Source organism: Emcibacter sp., from assembly GCF_963675455.1.
GTDB lineage: Bacteria > Pseudomonadota > Alphaproteobacteria > Sphingomonadales > Emcibacteraceae > Emcibacter.
Genome location: NZ_OY776217.1, coordinates 2,721,486 through 2,735,533 on the forward strand (window position 1 = coordinate 2,721,486; position 14,048 = coordinate 2,735,533).

Here is a 14,048-nt window from a genome sequence, read left to right on the forward strand (position 1 = left end):
TTATGTCTAGGTCACTTCTAAAATATTCATCTAAAAGAGATAGACCTGCGCACCGTGATGTTCAAGAAGAAACTCCCGTTAAACGAATTTCCGAATAAAAAATCCCTTCCGCCAGCATTTCAGTAAATTAAGGTAGGCAAGAAAAACAAAAATCTGTAAAACAGGCCTTCATGAAAATATCTTTGTTATTGTTATTGCTGTCATCTTCCCTCTGTACGCTCGTGGTACCTCTGAGCCACGGCGCCGAAAGCGATGAGGAACGCACTAACGCTACTACCGAACAGGAAAAAATAGACTTTGCGGCGGACAGCATTGTCTATGATCCGGATACCGGTGAGGTAACGGCCAGCGGCGATGTCACCCTGTTTCAGGACGGCCGGGTCCTCAGGGCTGACCTGGTCACCTACAATGAGAAAACAGGACTGGTCAAGGCTGAGGGCAAAGTGACCATCCGGGATCAAAGCGGCAATATCCTGTATGTTGAAAACGCGGAACTGGAGGACAGTTTCCGCGACGGTTTTATCCGGAATGTGCGGGTTCTGTTTTCTGACGATTCCCGGCTGATGGCCCGACAAGGTGAGCGCAAGGGAAAACAGACCATTGTCAGCAATGCCATTTACTCTCCCTGTAAGGTCTGCCTTGAAGAAGGCCCGCAGAAACCCCTGTGGCAGATCCGGGCAAAGAAAGTCACTCATGACGAAAATGATCATATCATCCGGTATGAAGGCGTCGTGCTTGAGGTGGCTGGTGTCCCAATTTTCTACTCCCCCATTTTTTCCCATCCGGATCCAACGGTCAAATATATGTCCGGCTTTCTGGTGCCCGAGATCGGCAGCTCGGGCGAGCTTGGTGTTTTCGCCCATATTCCCTATTATTTTGCCATTGACCCGTTCAGGGACTTTACCTTTGAACCCATCTTCTCCTCCGATGAAGGGGTTGTCGCCGGCGGCACCTTTCGCCAGCACACAGGTAATGGACAGTTCCGCATTAATGGTTCCCTGTCAAACGTCAATGAGCGGGATGAAAATTTCAATAAAACAGGCGACCATGAGATTCGCAGTCATTTCCTGACCGATGGCAAATTTACCCTCGATACATTCCGCCCCTTTGACCAGGGCGACTGGCAGTGGGACTATACCCTGCACTGGGTCAGTGATGATACCTATCTCCGGCGCTATTATGCGGACAAATCGGACGTACTTGAAAGCCATGCCCGGATGGAATGGTTTAACGGCACTGACTACGCCTCGCTTGGTATTTATGGCTTTCAGGGTCTTGACGAAGAAGATGATATCGACAAAACACCCCAGGCCCTGCCCGCCATTGATCTCAACCTTGTCAGCCGCCCCCTGTTCTGGAACAGCACCCTGACAACCAATTTCAACACCGCCTCTGTCTATCGTGTGGAAGGCATGAACACCCACCGGGCCAGCGTGGGTAGCGAGTGGAAACTACCGGTTCAGGGCGCCATGGGTGATTTTTACAGCTTTTCCGCCAGTGTCCGCAGTGATGTCTATTACAACCAGCAAACAGACGAACCAGACAAAGCTCAATATGCCGGTGAAGACGGCACCTATGGGCGTCTTCTGCCCATGTTGGCACTGGACTGGCGGATGCCGTTTATTCGTCATGGTGACGCCACCCAACAGATTATCGAGCCCCTTGTAAGTGTCATTGTTGCGCCGAATGACAAAAACATCCCTGAAATTACAAACGAGGACAGCCGCAATTTCGAGTTCGATGAAAATAACCTGTTCAATCACAATCGCTACAATGGCTATGACTTGTGGGAAGGCGGCACCCGGGTAAATTACGGCGTCCGGTACAGCCTTTATTCCAACCTGTTTAACCTCCAGGCAACATTAGGGCAGAGCTACCGCGTCGATGATTCCGAAGCCTATCCGGTAGGTTCCGGTTTTGACGGCAATCTTTCCGACTTTGTGGGTCGTCTGGATGTGAGTATCGGCAAATACCTGGATTATGTGCACAGGTTCCGGCTTGATAAAAACAGTTTTGCCCTGCGCCGGAATGAAATGCTGATCTCCGGTGGGTGGAAATGGTTTCAGGCAAATATCCGCTATCTTGACCTGGACCGTGATACTACCGACCTGACCGGCACGGAACTGGAGAATCGACAGGAACTGGGCATGGGAGCGGAGGTTTATGTCGACAGCAACTGGACAGTGCACGGCAGCTGGGTACAGGACCTTCTGAATGAAAAAACCATTTCATATGATGCCGGAGTGCTCTATCGCAACGAGTGTCTGGAATTTGGCCTGCGTTATGAACAAAGGTTTACTTCCGACAGGGATATTGCTCCGTCAAAGACCATTCACTTCAGACTTGTGCTGAAGAATCTGGGTTAGGCTGGATTTTTAAAATAAAACGGTTTAGAAGTTAAACAGAATGCCACTAAAGGCTATAGGGATTATGAGAGTACGCGGAATGAAAAATTTATACAGGCTGATTTGTTACAGTCTTCTGGGCTGTTTTCTATTTTCAGCCGGACCTCTTTGGGCACAGCAACAACAGCAACTGGATGACGTTCAGGAAATTGTTGCCATTGTCAACGACGAGGTGATTTCCCTGTATGATCTGAAACAGCGCATGCTCCTGTTTCTGATTTCCTCAGGCCGTCAGAAACTCAACGAAGAAGAAACCCGCTACATACAGCAGCAGTCCCTGCAGAGCCTGATCGACGATAAACTGAAAATCGGCGAGGCGGAGAAATACAGCGCGGTCATTTCTGATGAAGAACTGGAGCAGAATTTCGCAGGTTACGCCCAGCAGTTTAACCTGAATGCGGAACAGTTTGAACAACAGCTGAACCAGGCCGGCATCGACAAGAAATCCATGCTGAAGCAGATTGAAGCCAGCCTCGCCTGGGAACAGGTGGTCGGCGGCCTGCTTATGCCTCAGGTCAGCGTAACTGACGATGAAATCTACAATACAATCGAGCGCTTTGAGCATAACAAGGGCCAGGATGAATTCCGCATCAGGGAAATTTTCCTGCTGGTTACAGACAACACACGTCGCGAAGAAACGAAAGACGCCGCCACCCGTATTTATGACCAGTTGAAAGCCGGTTCGGCCCAGTTTCCGATCATGGCCCGCCAGTTTTCCGCGTCGACTACATCTGCCGTCGGCGGTGATATGGGCTGGGTAATGAAAAGTGAACTGCCCAAGGAATTTGCCAAAGCGATCGCCACTGCAAAAAAAGGCGACATCATTCCCCCCATTGAAAGAGAAGATGGATATTACGTCCTGCAGCTCGAGGAAAAGCGGCAGGTTCTGACCCCAAGCCCGGAAGATACTGAAGTTACCCTTAGCCACCTGTTCTTCAAAATATCTGACGGGGCCCAGGAAGATGAAATTTCCGCCCTGGAGAAAGCTGTCGGATCAATGGGTAAACAAATTGAAGGCTGTGCCGACGTAAGTGCCAAGGCAGCTGCCCTTGATGCCAGCAGCAGCGGTGAGCTCGGCACCCTGCGCGTCGGTGAATTGCCTGAATCCATGCATCAGACATTGCTTGAAACAGAGGTGGGCAAGGCAACAAAACCCCTTCGTGAAGAAGACGGCTTCAGGTTGATGGTGATCTGTGACCGAAAGGTACCGGAAATAAATATTCCGGATTACGACGCTGTGCAGAACAACCTGACAAACCAGCGCGTTGGCCTGATGGCCCGCCGTCATTTGCGGGACCTGCGACGCGATGCCATCATCGACTATAGATAAACAGGCCAAATCAATGAAACCTCTGGCCGTTTCCATCGGAGAGCCGGCCGGTATCGGACCTGAAATTATCGGAAAGGCCTGGACATCCCGACACAAGGAAAAGCTTCCGCCTTTCTTTGTCCTGGGGTCTGTGGCCCTGCTCAAACAGCTTCTCCCCGATATTGCTATGGAAAAGATCGTCAGGCCGGAAGACTGTGACAATATTTTTCCCGCGGCCTTGCCGGTGCTGGATATTCCTGCCGTTGGTGACGTTACCCCCGGCAAGCCGATAGAAGACACCGCAGCGATGGTAATCCGTGCCCTCGATATGGCTGCGGAGTTGTTTTTTGGCGGGCGGATTTCGGGGCTGGTGACGGCGCCGATCCAGAAATCGGTTCTTTATCAAGCCGGTTTCGACTGTCCGGGTCATACGGAATATCTGGCCCAGCTTTGCGCAAACCATACCGGTGCGCCCCAGACCGCCGTAATGATGCTGGCCTGTGACGAACTGCGGGTCGTCCCGTTGACAATCCATGTGCCTCTCGCCAACGTCCCTGCCCTGATCACGGAAGAACTTCTTGAGGAGACCTGTCGCAAGATCAACTCGGCTTTGCAGGCGGATTTCGGCCTCTCCCAACCCCGAATTGCCGTCGCCGGCCTTAACCCCCACGCGGGTGAGGATGGCGGTCTTGGCCGGGAGGAAATAGATATAATCGCGCCAGCCATCAAAACGCTTCAGGATGAAGGCCTGAACGTCTTCGGCCCTTTGGCGGCGGATACCATGTTTCATGATCTTGCGCGCACCACCTATGACGTGGCCCTGTGTATGTATCACGACCAGGCCCTGATCCCGATCAAAACCCTCGATTTCGACGGCGGGGTCAATGTAACCCTCGGCCTGCCCCTGATCCGGACAAGCCCCGATCACGGTACGGCGCTCAATATCGCCGGACAGGGTAAAGCCAATCCCAAAAGCCTGATCAAGGCGATACAGATGGCCCATGAAATGTCCCTGCAAAGAGGCCTCAAATGACTGATGACGGCCTGCCGCCTATCCGGGAAGTAATCAACAGCTTTGGCCTTGCCGCCAAAAAATCCCTGGGCCAGAACTTCCTGACCGATCTTAATCTGACCGGAAGGATCGCCCGCTCCGCCGGTGACCTTTCCAACAGTATTGTCTATGAGGTCGGCCCCGGCCCCGGCGCCCTGACCCGCGCGCTGCTGATGAACGGCGCGCACCGGGTGGTCGCTGTGGAAATGGATGAACGCTGCATCGAGGCGCAGAAACAGATCCAGGCCGCCTACCCCGGACGGCTCGATGTCATTCACGGCGACGCCATGAATATGAACGAACGGGAACTGATCGGTGACCCGGAAGGCCGGGATATCCGTATCGTCGCCAACCTGCCCTATAATGTAGGCACCGCCCTGCTGGTCAAATGGCTCACTGAAGAAACCTGGCTGCCCTGGTACAAGTCCCTGACCCTGATGTTCCAGAAAGAAGTCGGCGATCGAATTGTTGCACAGCCCGGCAGCAAGGCCTATGGACGGCTTTCCGTTTTGGCCCAGTACCGGGCCGAGGCGCGAAAGGTATTTGACGTGCCGGCCCGGGCTTTCGTGCCGCCGCCCAAGGTCACCAGCTGTATTGTGAACATCGTCCCCCATGAAGAAAAACCGGATACACCGACACAGAAGGTCCTGGAACGGGTGGTCAGTGCCGCCTTCGGCCAGCGCCGTAAAATGCTGCGCGCCAGCCTGAAAAGCCTAGGCATCGACCCATTGCCAAAACTGGAAGCTGTCGGAATCAAGGAGACGTCACGGGCGGAAGAATTATCCGTCGAGGACTTTTGTCGCCTGGCCCGGATGTACGAGAACCATTGAGTTTTCGAATTTCCTGCATGCATCATATTCAATTTTTGATATTGGGAATGGCAACAGGGTACGATATTAAATATCTGCACTTTGAAATAACCGAGAACGGAGAGGAAAATTAGGTGAAAGATCAACTCATTCTCTGGCCGATGCTTGTACAGATGCTTATCCCGCTCTGGCTCTATGTCCGTCTGGCAAAGGGTAAAAAGAAAGCCGCCGCAGAAGGAACCGTGGATGAAGCACGGCGCAGCCTTTACGCGGATGCCTGGCCGGATAATGTCATACAGCTGAACAACAGCATCCGGAACCAGTTTGAATTACCGGTTCTTTATTACGCCCTTGTCCTGACACTCTATATGCTTGGCGATGTCACTCTGCTGGCCCATGTCGCTGCCTGGTTATTTCCGGCAACGCGCATCGTTCATGCTGCCATTCACACAGGAAACAATTTCGTCCCCCTGCGCCGCAGTATTTTTACGCTGGGTTGTTTTATTGTAATAATCCTGCTGGTGCTGACGGCGATCCGGCTTCTCTCTTGGTCGACCTAGGAATTCTCAGTCTTCCTCACCCATCAGTTCCTTGACGAAAGAAACAAGGCCGGTCTGCCGTTCCCGCTTCAGGCGTTCCGACTTGAGGATGGAGAATAGTTCCTGTTCGGCCTTTTCAAGATCTTCATTGACGATGATATAGTCATATTCCGCCCAGTGACTGATTTCCTGATTGGCCTTGGCCATGCGCTTGGCAACCACTTCTTCGGAATCCTGGGCCCGGGTCTTGAGCCGCTTTTCAAGTTCCTGTTTGCTGGGCGGCAGGATAAAGACCCGCACCAGATCGCTTTTGACCTTCTGGGCAAGCTGCTGTGTGCCCTGCCAGTCAATATCAAACAGGATATCCCGGCCTTCAGTTAATGCTTTTTCCACCGGGGCGCCCGGCGTGCCGTAATAATTGTCAAACACCCGGGCATGCTCGAGAAAACCATCTTCTTCAACCAGCGCCTCGAACTCGGGGATGGTCACGAAATTATAGTCCACCCCCTCAACTTCACTGGGACGCGGCGACCGGGTCGTAGTGGAAATGCTCATGGTAATGGCCTCATCCTTCTCCAGAAGAAGCCGGCTCAGGGTCGATTTCCCGGCTCCGGAAGGAGAAGACAAAACAAGCAGCAATCCGCGACGTTTGATTTCCATGGTCATTGCCCTATTCGATATTCTGAACCTGCTCTTTAAGCTGATCGATGGAGGCTTTCAGGGAAAGGCCGATCTGGGTCAGGGCAATATCCGACGACTTGCTGCACAGGGTATTGGCTTCGCGGTTGAATTCCTGGGACAGAAAATCAAGTTTCCGGCCAACCGGCTCCTTCTCCACCAGCAGTTTGCGGGCGGCATCAATATGAGCAACAAGGCGGTCCATTTCCTCCTTGACGTCAGCCTTGGTGGCCAGGATGGTGACCTCCTGGGCGATCCGGTCGGGATCAAGTCCCTTGTTGTCATCCAGAAGGGCGTTGACCTTATCCATGAATCTATCCCGGATCAGGTTTGGCTGTCCGGCGGCAACCTTTGTCGCTTCCGCAACACTTGCTTCGATATCAATAATAATTTTCTGAAGCATTTCGCTGGTGGCTGCACCTTCGGACAGACGGTTTTCCTTCAGGGCGGCAATAGCCTCGAGAAAACTTTCTTCAATTGCCTTGTCCCGGGCCTTGCGGAAATTCTCGTCCTCTTCGCCTTCGATAATCTGCACCAGGTCACGGACACTCATCAGGTTGGAAATATCCGGCTGCGGAAGATGATTGTTCGAGCTTGTCTCCACAACAATAGCGACAAGCTGGTCCAATGCCACCTGGTTGACCTTGACCTGGACTTCCTCACTTTCCCTGTGCATCTGCAGATTGACGTTCAGGCTGCCCCGGGCAATGTGTTTCTTCAAGTGCCCGCGCACTGTCTGATCCATCGCTTCAAAACCGGACGGAATTCGACAGCGGATGTCCAGACCGCGACCGTTGACGCTTCTGATTTCCCAGACCCAGCTGTAATTTTCCCATTGACCCTGGGTGCGGGCAAACCCCGTCATGCTCGATAAAGTCATTTGCAGTCGCCTGTCTCTTGATTATAGTTTGCAATTTGTAATGCTATAGCAGGAACATCCCCTCATGGACAATCCCAAATCTATTTTGATCACTGGCGCCAGCAGCGGTATCGGCGAAGCCCTCGCCCTGGAATATGCAGCCCCGGGCACCCATCTGTTTCTGTCAGGACGTGACAGGGAAAGAACTGATACCATCGCCGAGGCCTGCAGGACAAAAGGCGCCACAGCTGAGGGAAAAGTTATCGACGTGCGCGATCAAGATGCCATGACCGACTGGATCAATGCCTGTCATGCGACAAAGCCGCTGGATCTTGTCATTGCCAACGCCGGCATTGGACTGGGCTTTAACAAGGATGTGGATATCGAAAAACACACTGCAGATATATTTGCGGTTAATGTTAACGGCGTATTCCATACCATTCACCCGTCCCTTGACCTGATGCGCAAAAAGGGGCACGGGCAGATTGCCATCATGGCGTCACTGGCGGCCTACCACGGCATGCCTTCCTCACCGGCCTATTCGACCAGCAAAGCCTGCGTCAAGGCTTACGGGGAGGCCCTGAGGGGGGCCTACTGGTCAGATGGCATCAAGGTGACCGTAATCTGTCCGGGTTTTGTCGAGAGCCGCATCACCCGCCGCAACAAGTTTCCCATGCCCTTTCTGATGACCGGGGAAAAAGCGGCAAGGATAATTCGCAGGGGACTTGCCAGGAACAAGGCGCGAATCACATTTCCCTGGCAGATCCGGCTGATGTTTGGCGGGGCAGTCAGGTTCCTGCCGGAATTCCTGATGGATCGTTTTTTAAGAGCCCTTCCGGACAAGACATAAAAAAGGGGCCTGCAGGCCCCTTTGAAACAATATTTGAGGATTTTATTCCGGTTCCGGCTGGTCTTTGGTTTTTTCCGTATCGGACTTTTTATAAATTGCTTTTGATTCCGGGATTACCATTACCCCTTCCTCGTCATATTTAATGGCGTCTTCCTCGCCAGTCGGGCCGGCGGCCGGATCTACCTGCTGCACTTCTTCAGCAGCCCGTTCCATTTCTGTTTTGGTTTTTTCCATTTCTGACTTCATTTTTTCCTGTTTTTCCCCGGCCAACAGGGCTGTCGGCAGAAGGAATAGGGTAGAAAGAATACCCAGGAAAGAAAGACGGATAAAGCGTGCACACATAGCGATGCTCCTGTTTATGAAAACACGGTTAAATTCAAAATCGTTGCATTTTAGGGTACGTGATAATTTAGTTTTTTTTAATATACTATTTTTAGTGGAAATTATCAAATTTCAGTGAAATGACATTTTGCGGTATTTTTCCGATTTTTTGGAATCTTTTTTTACGCCCAGGCCCTTTTCATATATCTCCGCCAGCAAACTCTGGGCGCCGGAATGACCTGGATGGGCGTCGTGAGTATCAATTCTTTGGGTGGTGCCATATTTCTGTGACCCGACCGGGGGGATATAGATGTAGGTAAAACCGGGGTTTGGCGTGGCCGCAATCTTCAGCCATTTAAGAGCGGTCTTGTAGTCACCCGCCACAAAGGCCTCGCGGCCGATATTATACTGCGCTTCCCTGTTACCGTTTTTGGCCTGACACTCCCGGTACTTCTGAAAGTCCCCGGTTAACTTGCTGCAGTCGGGCAGAAACATGCTGGCACAGGAATTCAGGAGCAGAGCCATGCTCAAACAACCGAAAAGTCTTTTGAACATATTACCCCCCGTTTTGTTCCGTCAGTCTGTGTTCAGCTTACGCTCTTTTTCAAGTTTCCGCAATTTCAGGACATTTTTGTTATGTTCCTCATTGCTGCCGGCAAAGCTGTGCCCGCCGTCCCCGTTGGCAACAAAATAAAGTTCATCGGTCGGCAGGGGATGCAGCACCGCCCGGATACTGGCCTTGCCCGGATGGGCGATCGGCGTCGGCGGCAGGCCGCGAATTACATAGGTGTTGTAATATGTGTGGGTGCGCAGGTCCTTTTTGGAAAGCGGCCGGCCAAGGTCGCCGGTTTTATTGAGGCCGTAGATCACTGTCGGATCGGTCTGCAGGCGCATATTCTTCCGCAGCCGGTTTATAAAAACGCCGGCGATCCGGGCCCGCTCCTCCTCCAGAGAGGTTTCCTTTTCGACAATACTGGCCAGGATCAGGGCTTCCTCAGGTGTCTCCAGCGGCAACTCGGGATCACGCAGGGACCATTCATCCAGAAGGAATTCCTCCTGCCGGGCCTGCATGCGTTGAACCAGCGCCGCCCTGTCGTCATCACGAAGATACTGGTATGTTTCCGGCATGATGCTGCCTTCTGTCGGCAACGTTGTCAGTGCACCGGTGAGGTTTTCAACGGAATTCAGGTAGGTGACAATCTGATGGCTCGTCCAGCCCTCGACAATGGTCAGATGGTGCCGGATAATTTCTCCACTGGCGAACAGCTCCATAATATCCCGCATGCTGGAACCTGACGCTATTTCATATTCGCCGGCCTTGAAGGATTTATCCATTCCCAAAAGGCGCACGCCAAGCCGAAAGATACCGGCATTGCTGATGATGCCTCTTTCGGATAGGTCAAAAGCTGTTTTACCGACCCCCTGCCCCTTTGGCAGAACATAGACAACCGTCTCGCTCAAGGTGGCTTTTCCGGTAAACTCACGATAGCCCAGATAGGCAAACAGCGCCGCAAAAGCGACGCTGCCCACCAACAGTAAAAGTATATATTTCCTCAACCCCCGCATGGGGTATCAGACCGCTTTGAAAATCAGGGACGCATTGGTGCCGCCAAAACCGAAACTGTTGGACAGCACTGCGTTGATCTTCTTGTCCTGGGCCTCATGGGGCACAAGGTTGATACCGCTGACGCCTTCTGACGGATTATCCAGGTTCAGGGTCGGCGGACAAACATTGTTGTTCATCGCCAGGATCGAGAAGATAGCCTCCGTACTGCCGGCTGCGCCCAGAAGATGACCGATAGCGGACTTGGTGGAGGACATGGCTATCTTGCCGGCTGCATCACCGAACAGACGCTTGACCGAACCAAATTCCAGCTCATCCCCGAGCGGCGTGGACGTGCCGTGGGCGTTGACATAGTCAATATCCTCCGGTGTCAGGCCGGACCGTTTCAAGGCCATTTCCATGGCCCGGTAACCGCCGTTACCGTCAGGTGCCGGAGCCGTCACATGATAGGCATCGCCGGACAGGCCGTAACCGACAACTTCCGCATAAATTTTCGCGCCACGGGCTTTGGCATGTTCATACTCTTCAAGAACCACCATACCGGCGCCTTCGCCGATCACAAAACCGTCGCGATCCTGATCCCAGGGACGGGAGGCTTTTTCCGGCGTATCATTGAAATGAGTACTCAGCGCCTTGGCCTGGTTAAAACCGGCGACGCCAATCCGGCAGATCGCGGCTTCCGCCCCGCCGGCAACCATCACGTCCGCATCATCCCACATAATCAGCCGGGCAGCGTCACCCAAAGCATGGGTGCCGGTCGCACAGGCGGTCACAACGGCGTGGTTCGGGCCTTTCAGGCCGTGACGAATGGAGACATTCCCGGAAATCAGGTTGATCAGGCAGCGGGGTATGAAGTGCGGGCTTACCCGGCGAACGCCGCGTTCGTGCATATTGATGGATTCGTCCTGGATGCCCGGCAGGCCCCCGATACCGGAACCGGTGAGTATTCCGGTACGGCAGCGATCTTCCTCAGTTTCCGGTTTCCATCCAGAATCCTCCAGAGCCATATCGCAGGCAGCGATGCCATAAAGAATGAAGTCATCAATACGACGGCGATCCTTGGCGCTCATCCAGTCATCCGGGTTGAAGGTTCCGTTTGTGCCGTCGCCCTGCTTGACTTCACAGGCAATGCGGGCAGACAAATCGGAGGGATCAAACTTGGTGATCGGTCCTGCACCGGATTCCCCGGCGATAAGTCTTTCCCAGGTTAAATCCACCCCAGTTGCCAGGGGAGTAACCAGTCCAAGTCCCGTAACTACCACTCGTCTCATAATATCGACCTCTGTTCTTTTAGTGTTTTTATTCGGTAATATGCGTCAAATATGACAAAGCCGCGTCAATTCTGCTACCGAAAACGGCAAGAGCAGGATTGCGCGGCATTTGACGATTCAAAATGGCCTGCGGATTTACGCGTTAGCGCTGATAAAATCAATAGCATCCTTAACAGTAAGGATCTTTTCAGCAGCATCGTCAGGAATTTCACAACCGAACTCTTCTTCAAATGCCATTACCAGTTCAACAGTATCGAGGCTGTCAGCGCCCAGATCGTCAATAAAGCTGGCTGCATCTGTAACTTTGTCTTCTTCGACACCCAGATGCTCAACTACGATTTTTTTAACGCGCTCAGCTACGTCACTCATATTCTATTTCCTTTAGTTCTGTGGACCTGTCTGATCCAGTTAGTAACAAAACTATGTCTGGCGAACCAGTACTAAATACCCCAAGATTGATATTTTCAAAAGACAATCTTGCGACTTTTTGCCATCTAATTGAAACATTTCGAATTTCGAGGGCTACCTAACATACATTTCAGGCCTTTGCCAAGTGTTATATGCAACAGTATAAAAAGCCGCGTCGGGAACCAGTGTTTACTCCCGGTTCCCTGCATGATCAGATCATGGCCATGCCGCCATTGATATGAAGTGTTTGTCCGGTCACATATGCCGCCTCGTCACTGGCCAGATAGACCACTCCGGAGGCAATTTCCGCCGCCTGACCCAAACGGCCCATAGGCACATTGACCAGAATGCGGTCTTTCTGTCCCTCATCCAGGACGTCGGTCATCGGACTTTCGATGAAACCCGGCGCCAGGCAATTGACGGTGATGCCGCGGCTGGCCACTTCCTGGGCCAGTGATTTGCTCATGCCGATCAAACCGGCTTTCGATGCGGCATAGTTTGCCTGCCCGGGATTACCGGTCACACCAACAACAGAGGTTATATTAATAATGCGGCCAAAACGGCGCTTCATCATCCCGCGCAGCATGGCCTGGCTCAGCTTGAAAGCCGCTTTCAGGTTAACCTGCTGCACCAGGTCCCAGTCCTCGTCCTTAAGGCGCATGGCCAGATTGTCCCGGGTAATGCCGGCGTTATTGACCAGAATATCGATCTGACCCAGGACTTCTTCGGCTGCTTTCGGCAGTGCGGCAACGCTTTCCGGATCACTTAGATTGGCCGGTACAACAAAAGCGCCTTCTCCGAGCTCCGCCGCCAGCGCCTCAAGCGGTTCCACCCGTGTGCCGGAAAGAGCGACTTTTGCGCCCTGGCTGTGAAGGGCCGTTGCAATCGCCTTGCCCAGACCACCGGAAGCACCGGTTACGAGCGCACATTTTCCCTCAAGATTAAACATCTTCTTTTTCTCCCAATAACAATTAGCTTTTCAGGGAAGCGGCAAAGGCTTCAATATCTTCTGCACTCTGCAGGGATATTCCCGTCAGGGACCTGTCGATCCGGCGCACCATTCCGGTCAGCACCTTGCCGGCGCCGGCTTCCACCAGCGTATCTACGCCAAGTTCGGCCATTTTAAGAACGGACTCACGCCAGCGAACACGACCTGTAACCTGCTGCACCAGCAGGTCGCGGATTTTATCCGGATCCGTTTCCGGCTGGGCGGTCACATTGGCAATAAGGGGTACAACCGGCACATTAATTGTGGTTTCCGCGAGGGCTGCCTGCATTTCTTCGGCTGCGGGCTGCATAAGGGAGCAATGGAACGGGGCGCTTACCGGAAGAAGAACACCTTTCATGGCGCCTTTTTCCTTGGCAATCGGAATTGCGCGTTCGACAGCGCCCTTGTGCCCGCTAATAACGATCTGGCCGTTGGCATTGTCATTGGCGGCTGTGCAGACTTCGCCGTCAGCCGCTTCCTTTACCACTTCTTCAACAATATCCATATCCAGGCCGAGGATCGCCGCCATGGCGCCCTCACCGACCGGAACGGCCCGTTGCATCGCCTGTCCGCGCAGACGCAGAAGCTTGGCGGCATCAGTCAGGGAAAGTGCCCCGGCAGCGGTCAGGGCTGAATATTCACCGAGTGAATGACCGGCCACATAGGCGGCGGCATCCTGAAGTCTGACACCGAAATCATTTTCCAGCACACGCATGACAGCGATACTGACCGCCATCAGGGCCGGTTGCGCATTATGAGTCAGGGTCAGGTCCTCCTGCGGACCTGTGAACATGATCGCACTGAGGTTTTCACCCAGTGCGTCATTGACTTCCTCGAATACCCGGGCTGCAACCGGCATATTTTCCGCCAGTTCACGACCCATGCCCACAATCTGGCTTCCCTGTCCCGGAAAGGTGAATGCACGTGTCATTGAATTCTATTCCTCTGATATTGTGATATCCTGCCCTTTCTCATAACGCATGCCGGGAATGTGTC

At 52.9% G+C, this 14,048-nt stretch carries 15 protein-coding genes; 6 read left to right on the top strand and 9 right to left on the bottom strand.

The window, feature by feature from the left end; all coding sequences use genetic code 11:
* The first annotated feature begins 170 nt into the window (after positions 1-170).
* The 5 genes from ACORNT_RS12580 (at position 171) to ACORNT_RS12600 (ending at position 6,134) form a co-directional block, all read left to right on the top strand.
* Positions 171-2,366: an LPS-assembly protein LptD gene (locus ACORNT_RS12580; protein WP_321391332.1), complete on the top strand. Its 2,196-nt coding sequence runs from the start codon at positions 171-173 to the stop codon at positions 2,364-2,366.
* Positions 2,367-2,445: 79 nt separating this feature from the next.
* Positions 2,446-3,735, top strand: a complete 1,290-nt coding sequence (locus ACORNT_RS12585; RefSeq protein ID WP_321391335.1) for a peptidylprolyl isomerase — start codon at positions 2,446-2,448, stop codon at positions 3,733-3,735.
* 13 nt (positions 3,736-3,748) lie between these two features.
* Positions 3,749-4,747, top strand: coding sequence for a 4-hydroxythreonine-4-phosphate dehydrogenase PdxA (pdxA, locus tag ACORNT_RS12590; protein WP_321391338.1), 999 nt, complete (start codon positions 3,749-3,751; stop codon positions 4,745-4,747).
* Positions 4,744-5,595 carry a 16S rRNA (adenine(1518)-N(6)/adenine(1519)-N(6))-dimethyltransferase RsmA gene (gene rsmA / locus ACORNT_RS12595; RefSeq protein WP_321391340.1) on the top strand — a complete coding sequence of 284 codons (852 nt, stop codon included), beginning with the start codon at positions 4,744-4,746 and terminating at the stop codon, positions 5,593-5,595. The genes pdxA and rsmA overlap by 4 nt, the downstream gene beginning before the upstream one ends.
* A gap of 113 nt (positions 5,596-5,708) precedes the next feature.
* Entirely contained in the window at positions 5,709-6,134 is a 426-nt protein-coding gene (locus ACORNT_RS12600) for an MAPEG family protein (protein WP_321391343.1), read from the top strand.
* A 6-nt stretch (positions 6,135-6,140) separates the two neighbouring features.
* Here the strand turns inward: ACORNT_RS12600 and gmk are convergent, their stop codons facing one another.
* Both gmk and ACORNT_RS12610 read right to left on the bottom strand, forming a co-directional pair.
* Entirely contained in the window at positions 6,141-6,773 is a 633-nt protein-coding gene (gene gmk / locus ACORNT_RS12605) for a guanylate kinase (RefSeq protein ID WP_321391345.1), read from the bottom strand.
* A 10-nt stretch (positions 6,774-6,783) separates the two neighbouring features.
* The gene (locus ACORNT_RS12610; RefSeq protein WP_321391348.1) at positions 6,784-7,671 is read right to left on the bottom strand and encodes a YicC/YloC family endoribonuclease; all 888 of its coding nucleotides are present in this window, start codon (positions 7,669-7,671) and stop codon (positions 6,784-6,786) included.
* Between the two features lie 64 nt (positions 7,672-7,735).
* On the opposite strand from ACORNT_RS12610, the gene ACORNT_RS12615 reads away from it, so the two are divergent.
* On the top strand, positions 7,736-8,500 hold the full coding sequence (locus ACORNT_RS12615) for an SDR family NAD(P)-dependent oxidoreductase (protein WP_321391351.1): 765 nt from the start codon (positions 7,736-7,738) through the stop codon (positions 8,498-8,500).
* Between the two features lie 42 nt (positions 8,501-8,542).
* Here the strand turns inward: ACORNT_RS12615 and ACORNT_RS12620 are convergent, their stop codons facing one another.
* From ACORNT_RS12620 to fabD, 7 genes are all read right to left on the bottom strand, one after another.
* A complete protein-coding gene (locus ACORNT_RS12620) occupies positions 8,543-8,842 on the bottom strand; it encodes a hypothetical protein (protein ID WP_321391355.1) in 300 nt (99 codons plus the stop codon).
* Between the two features lie 111 nt (positions 8,843-8,953).
* The gene (locus ACORNT_RS12625) at positions 8,954-9,376 is read right to left on the bottom strand and encodes a hypothetical protein (protein WP_321391357.1); all 423 of its coding nucleotides are present in this window, start codon (positions 9,374-9,376) and stop codon (positions 8,954-8,956) included.
* A 21-nt stretch (positions 9,377-9,397) separates the two neighbouring features.
* Positions 9,398-10,378, bottom strand: coding sequence for an endolytic transglycosylase MltG (mltG, locus tag ACORNT_RS12630; protein ID WP_321391360.1), 981 nt, complete (start codon positions 10,376-10,378; stop codon positions 9,398-9,400).
* Between the two features lie 15 nt (positions 10,379-10,393).
* Entirely contained in the window at positions 10,394-11,656 is a 1,263-nt protein-coding gene (fabF, locus tag ACORNT_RS12635) for a beta-ketoacyl-ACP synthase II (protein WP_321391363.1), read from the bottom strand.
* Between the two features lie 135 nt (positions 11,657-11,791).
* Positions 11,792-12,025, bottom strand: a complete 234-nt coding sequence (locus ACORNT_RS12640) for an acyl carrier protein (protein ID WP_321391367.1) — start codon at positions 12,023-12,025, stop codon at positions 11,792-11,794.
* 250 nt (positions 12,026-12,275) lie between these two features.
* Positions 12,276-13,013: a 3-oxoacyl-[acyl-carrier-protein] reductase gene (gene fabG, locus ACORNT_RS12645; RefSeq protein ID WP_321391370.1), complete on the bottom strand. Its 738-nt coding sequence runs from the start codon at positions 13,011-13,013 to the stop codon at positions 12,276-12,278.
* Positions 13,014-13,035: 22 nt separating this feature from the next.
* Positions 13,036-13,983 carry an ACP S-malonyltransferase gene (gene fabD, locus ACORNT_RS12650; RefSeq protein WP_321391372.1) on the bottom strand — a complete coding sequence of 316 codons (948 nt, stop codon included), beginning with the start codon at positions 13,981-13,983 and terminating at the stop codon, positions 13,036-13,038.
* Positions 13,984-14,048: the final 65 nt, after the last annotated feature.

Coding starts and splice junctions, on each gene's coding strand:
- ACORNT_RS12615 (WP_321391351.1), top strand. CDS start 7,736: ATGGACAATCCCAAATCTATTTTGATCACTGGCGCCAGCAGCGGTATC.
- ACORNT_RS12580 (WP_321391332.1), top strand. CDS start 171: ATGAAAATATCTTTGTTATTGTTATTGCTGTCATCTTCCCTCTGTACG.
- ACORNT_RS12585 (WP_321391335.1), top strand. CDS start 2,446: ATGAAAAATTTATACAGGCTGATTTGTTACAGTCTTCTGGGCTGTTTT.
- ACORNT_RS12620 (WP_321391355.1), bottom strand. CDS start 8,842: ATGTGTGCACGCTTTATCCGTCTTTCTTTCCTGGGTATTCTTTCTACC.
- pdxA (WP_321391338.1), top strand. CDS start 3,749: ATGAAACCTCTGGCCGTTTCCATCGGAGAGCCGGCCGGTATCGGACCT.
- rsmA (WP_321391340.1), top strand. CDS start 4,744: ATGACTGATGACGGCCTGCCGCCTATCCGGGAAGTAATCAACAGCTTT.
- fabF (WP_321391363.1), bottom strand. CDS start 11,656: ATGAGACGAGTGGTAGTTACGGGACTTGGACTGGTTACTCCCCTGGCA.
- ACORNT_RS12625 (WP_321391357.1), bottom strand. CDS start 9,376: ATGTTCAAAAGACTTTTCGGTTGTTTGAGCATGGCTCTGCTCCTGAAT.
- ACORNT_RS12640 (WP_321391367.1), bottom strand. CDS start 12,025: ATGAGTGACGTAGCTGAGCGCGTTAAAAAAATCGTAGTTGAGCATCTG.
- fabG (WP_321391370.1), bottom strand. CDS start 13,013: ATGTTTAATCTTGAGGGAAAATGTGCGCTCGTAACCGGTGCTTCCGGT.
- ACORNT_RS12610 (WP_321391348.1), bottom strand. CDS start 7,671: ATGACTTTATCGAGCATGACGGGGTTTGCCCGCACCCAGGGTCAATGG.
- fabD (WP_321391372.1), bottom strand. CDS start 13,983: ATGACACGTGCATTCACCTTTCCGGGACAGGGAAGCCAGATTGTGGGC.
- gmk (WP_321391345.1), bottom strand. CDS start 6,773: ATGGAAATCAAACGTCGCGGATTGCTGCTTGTTTTGTCTTCTCCTTCC.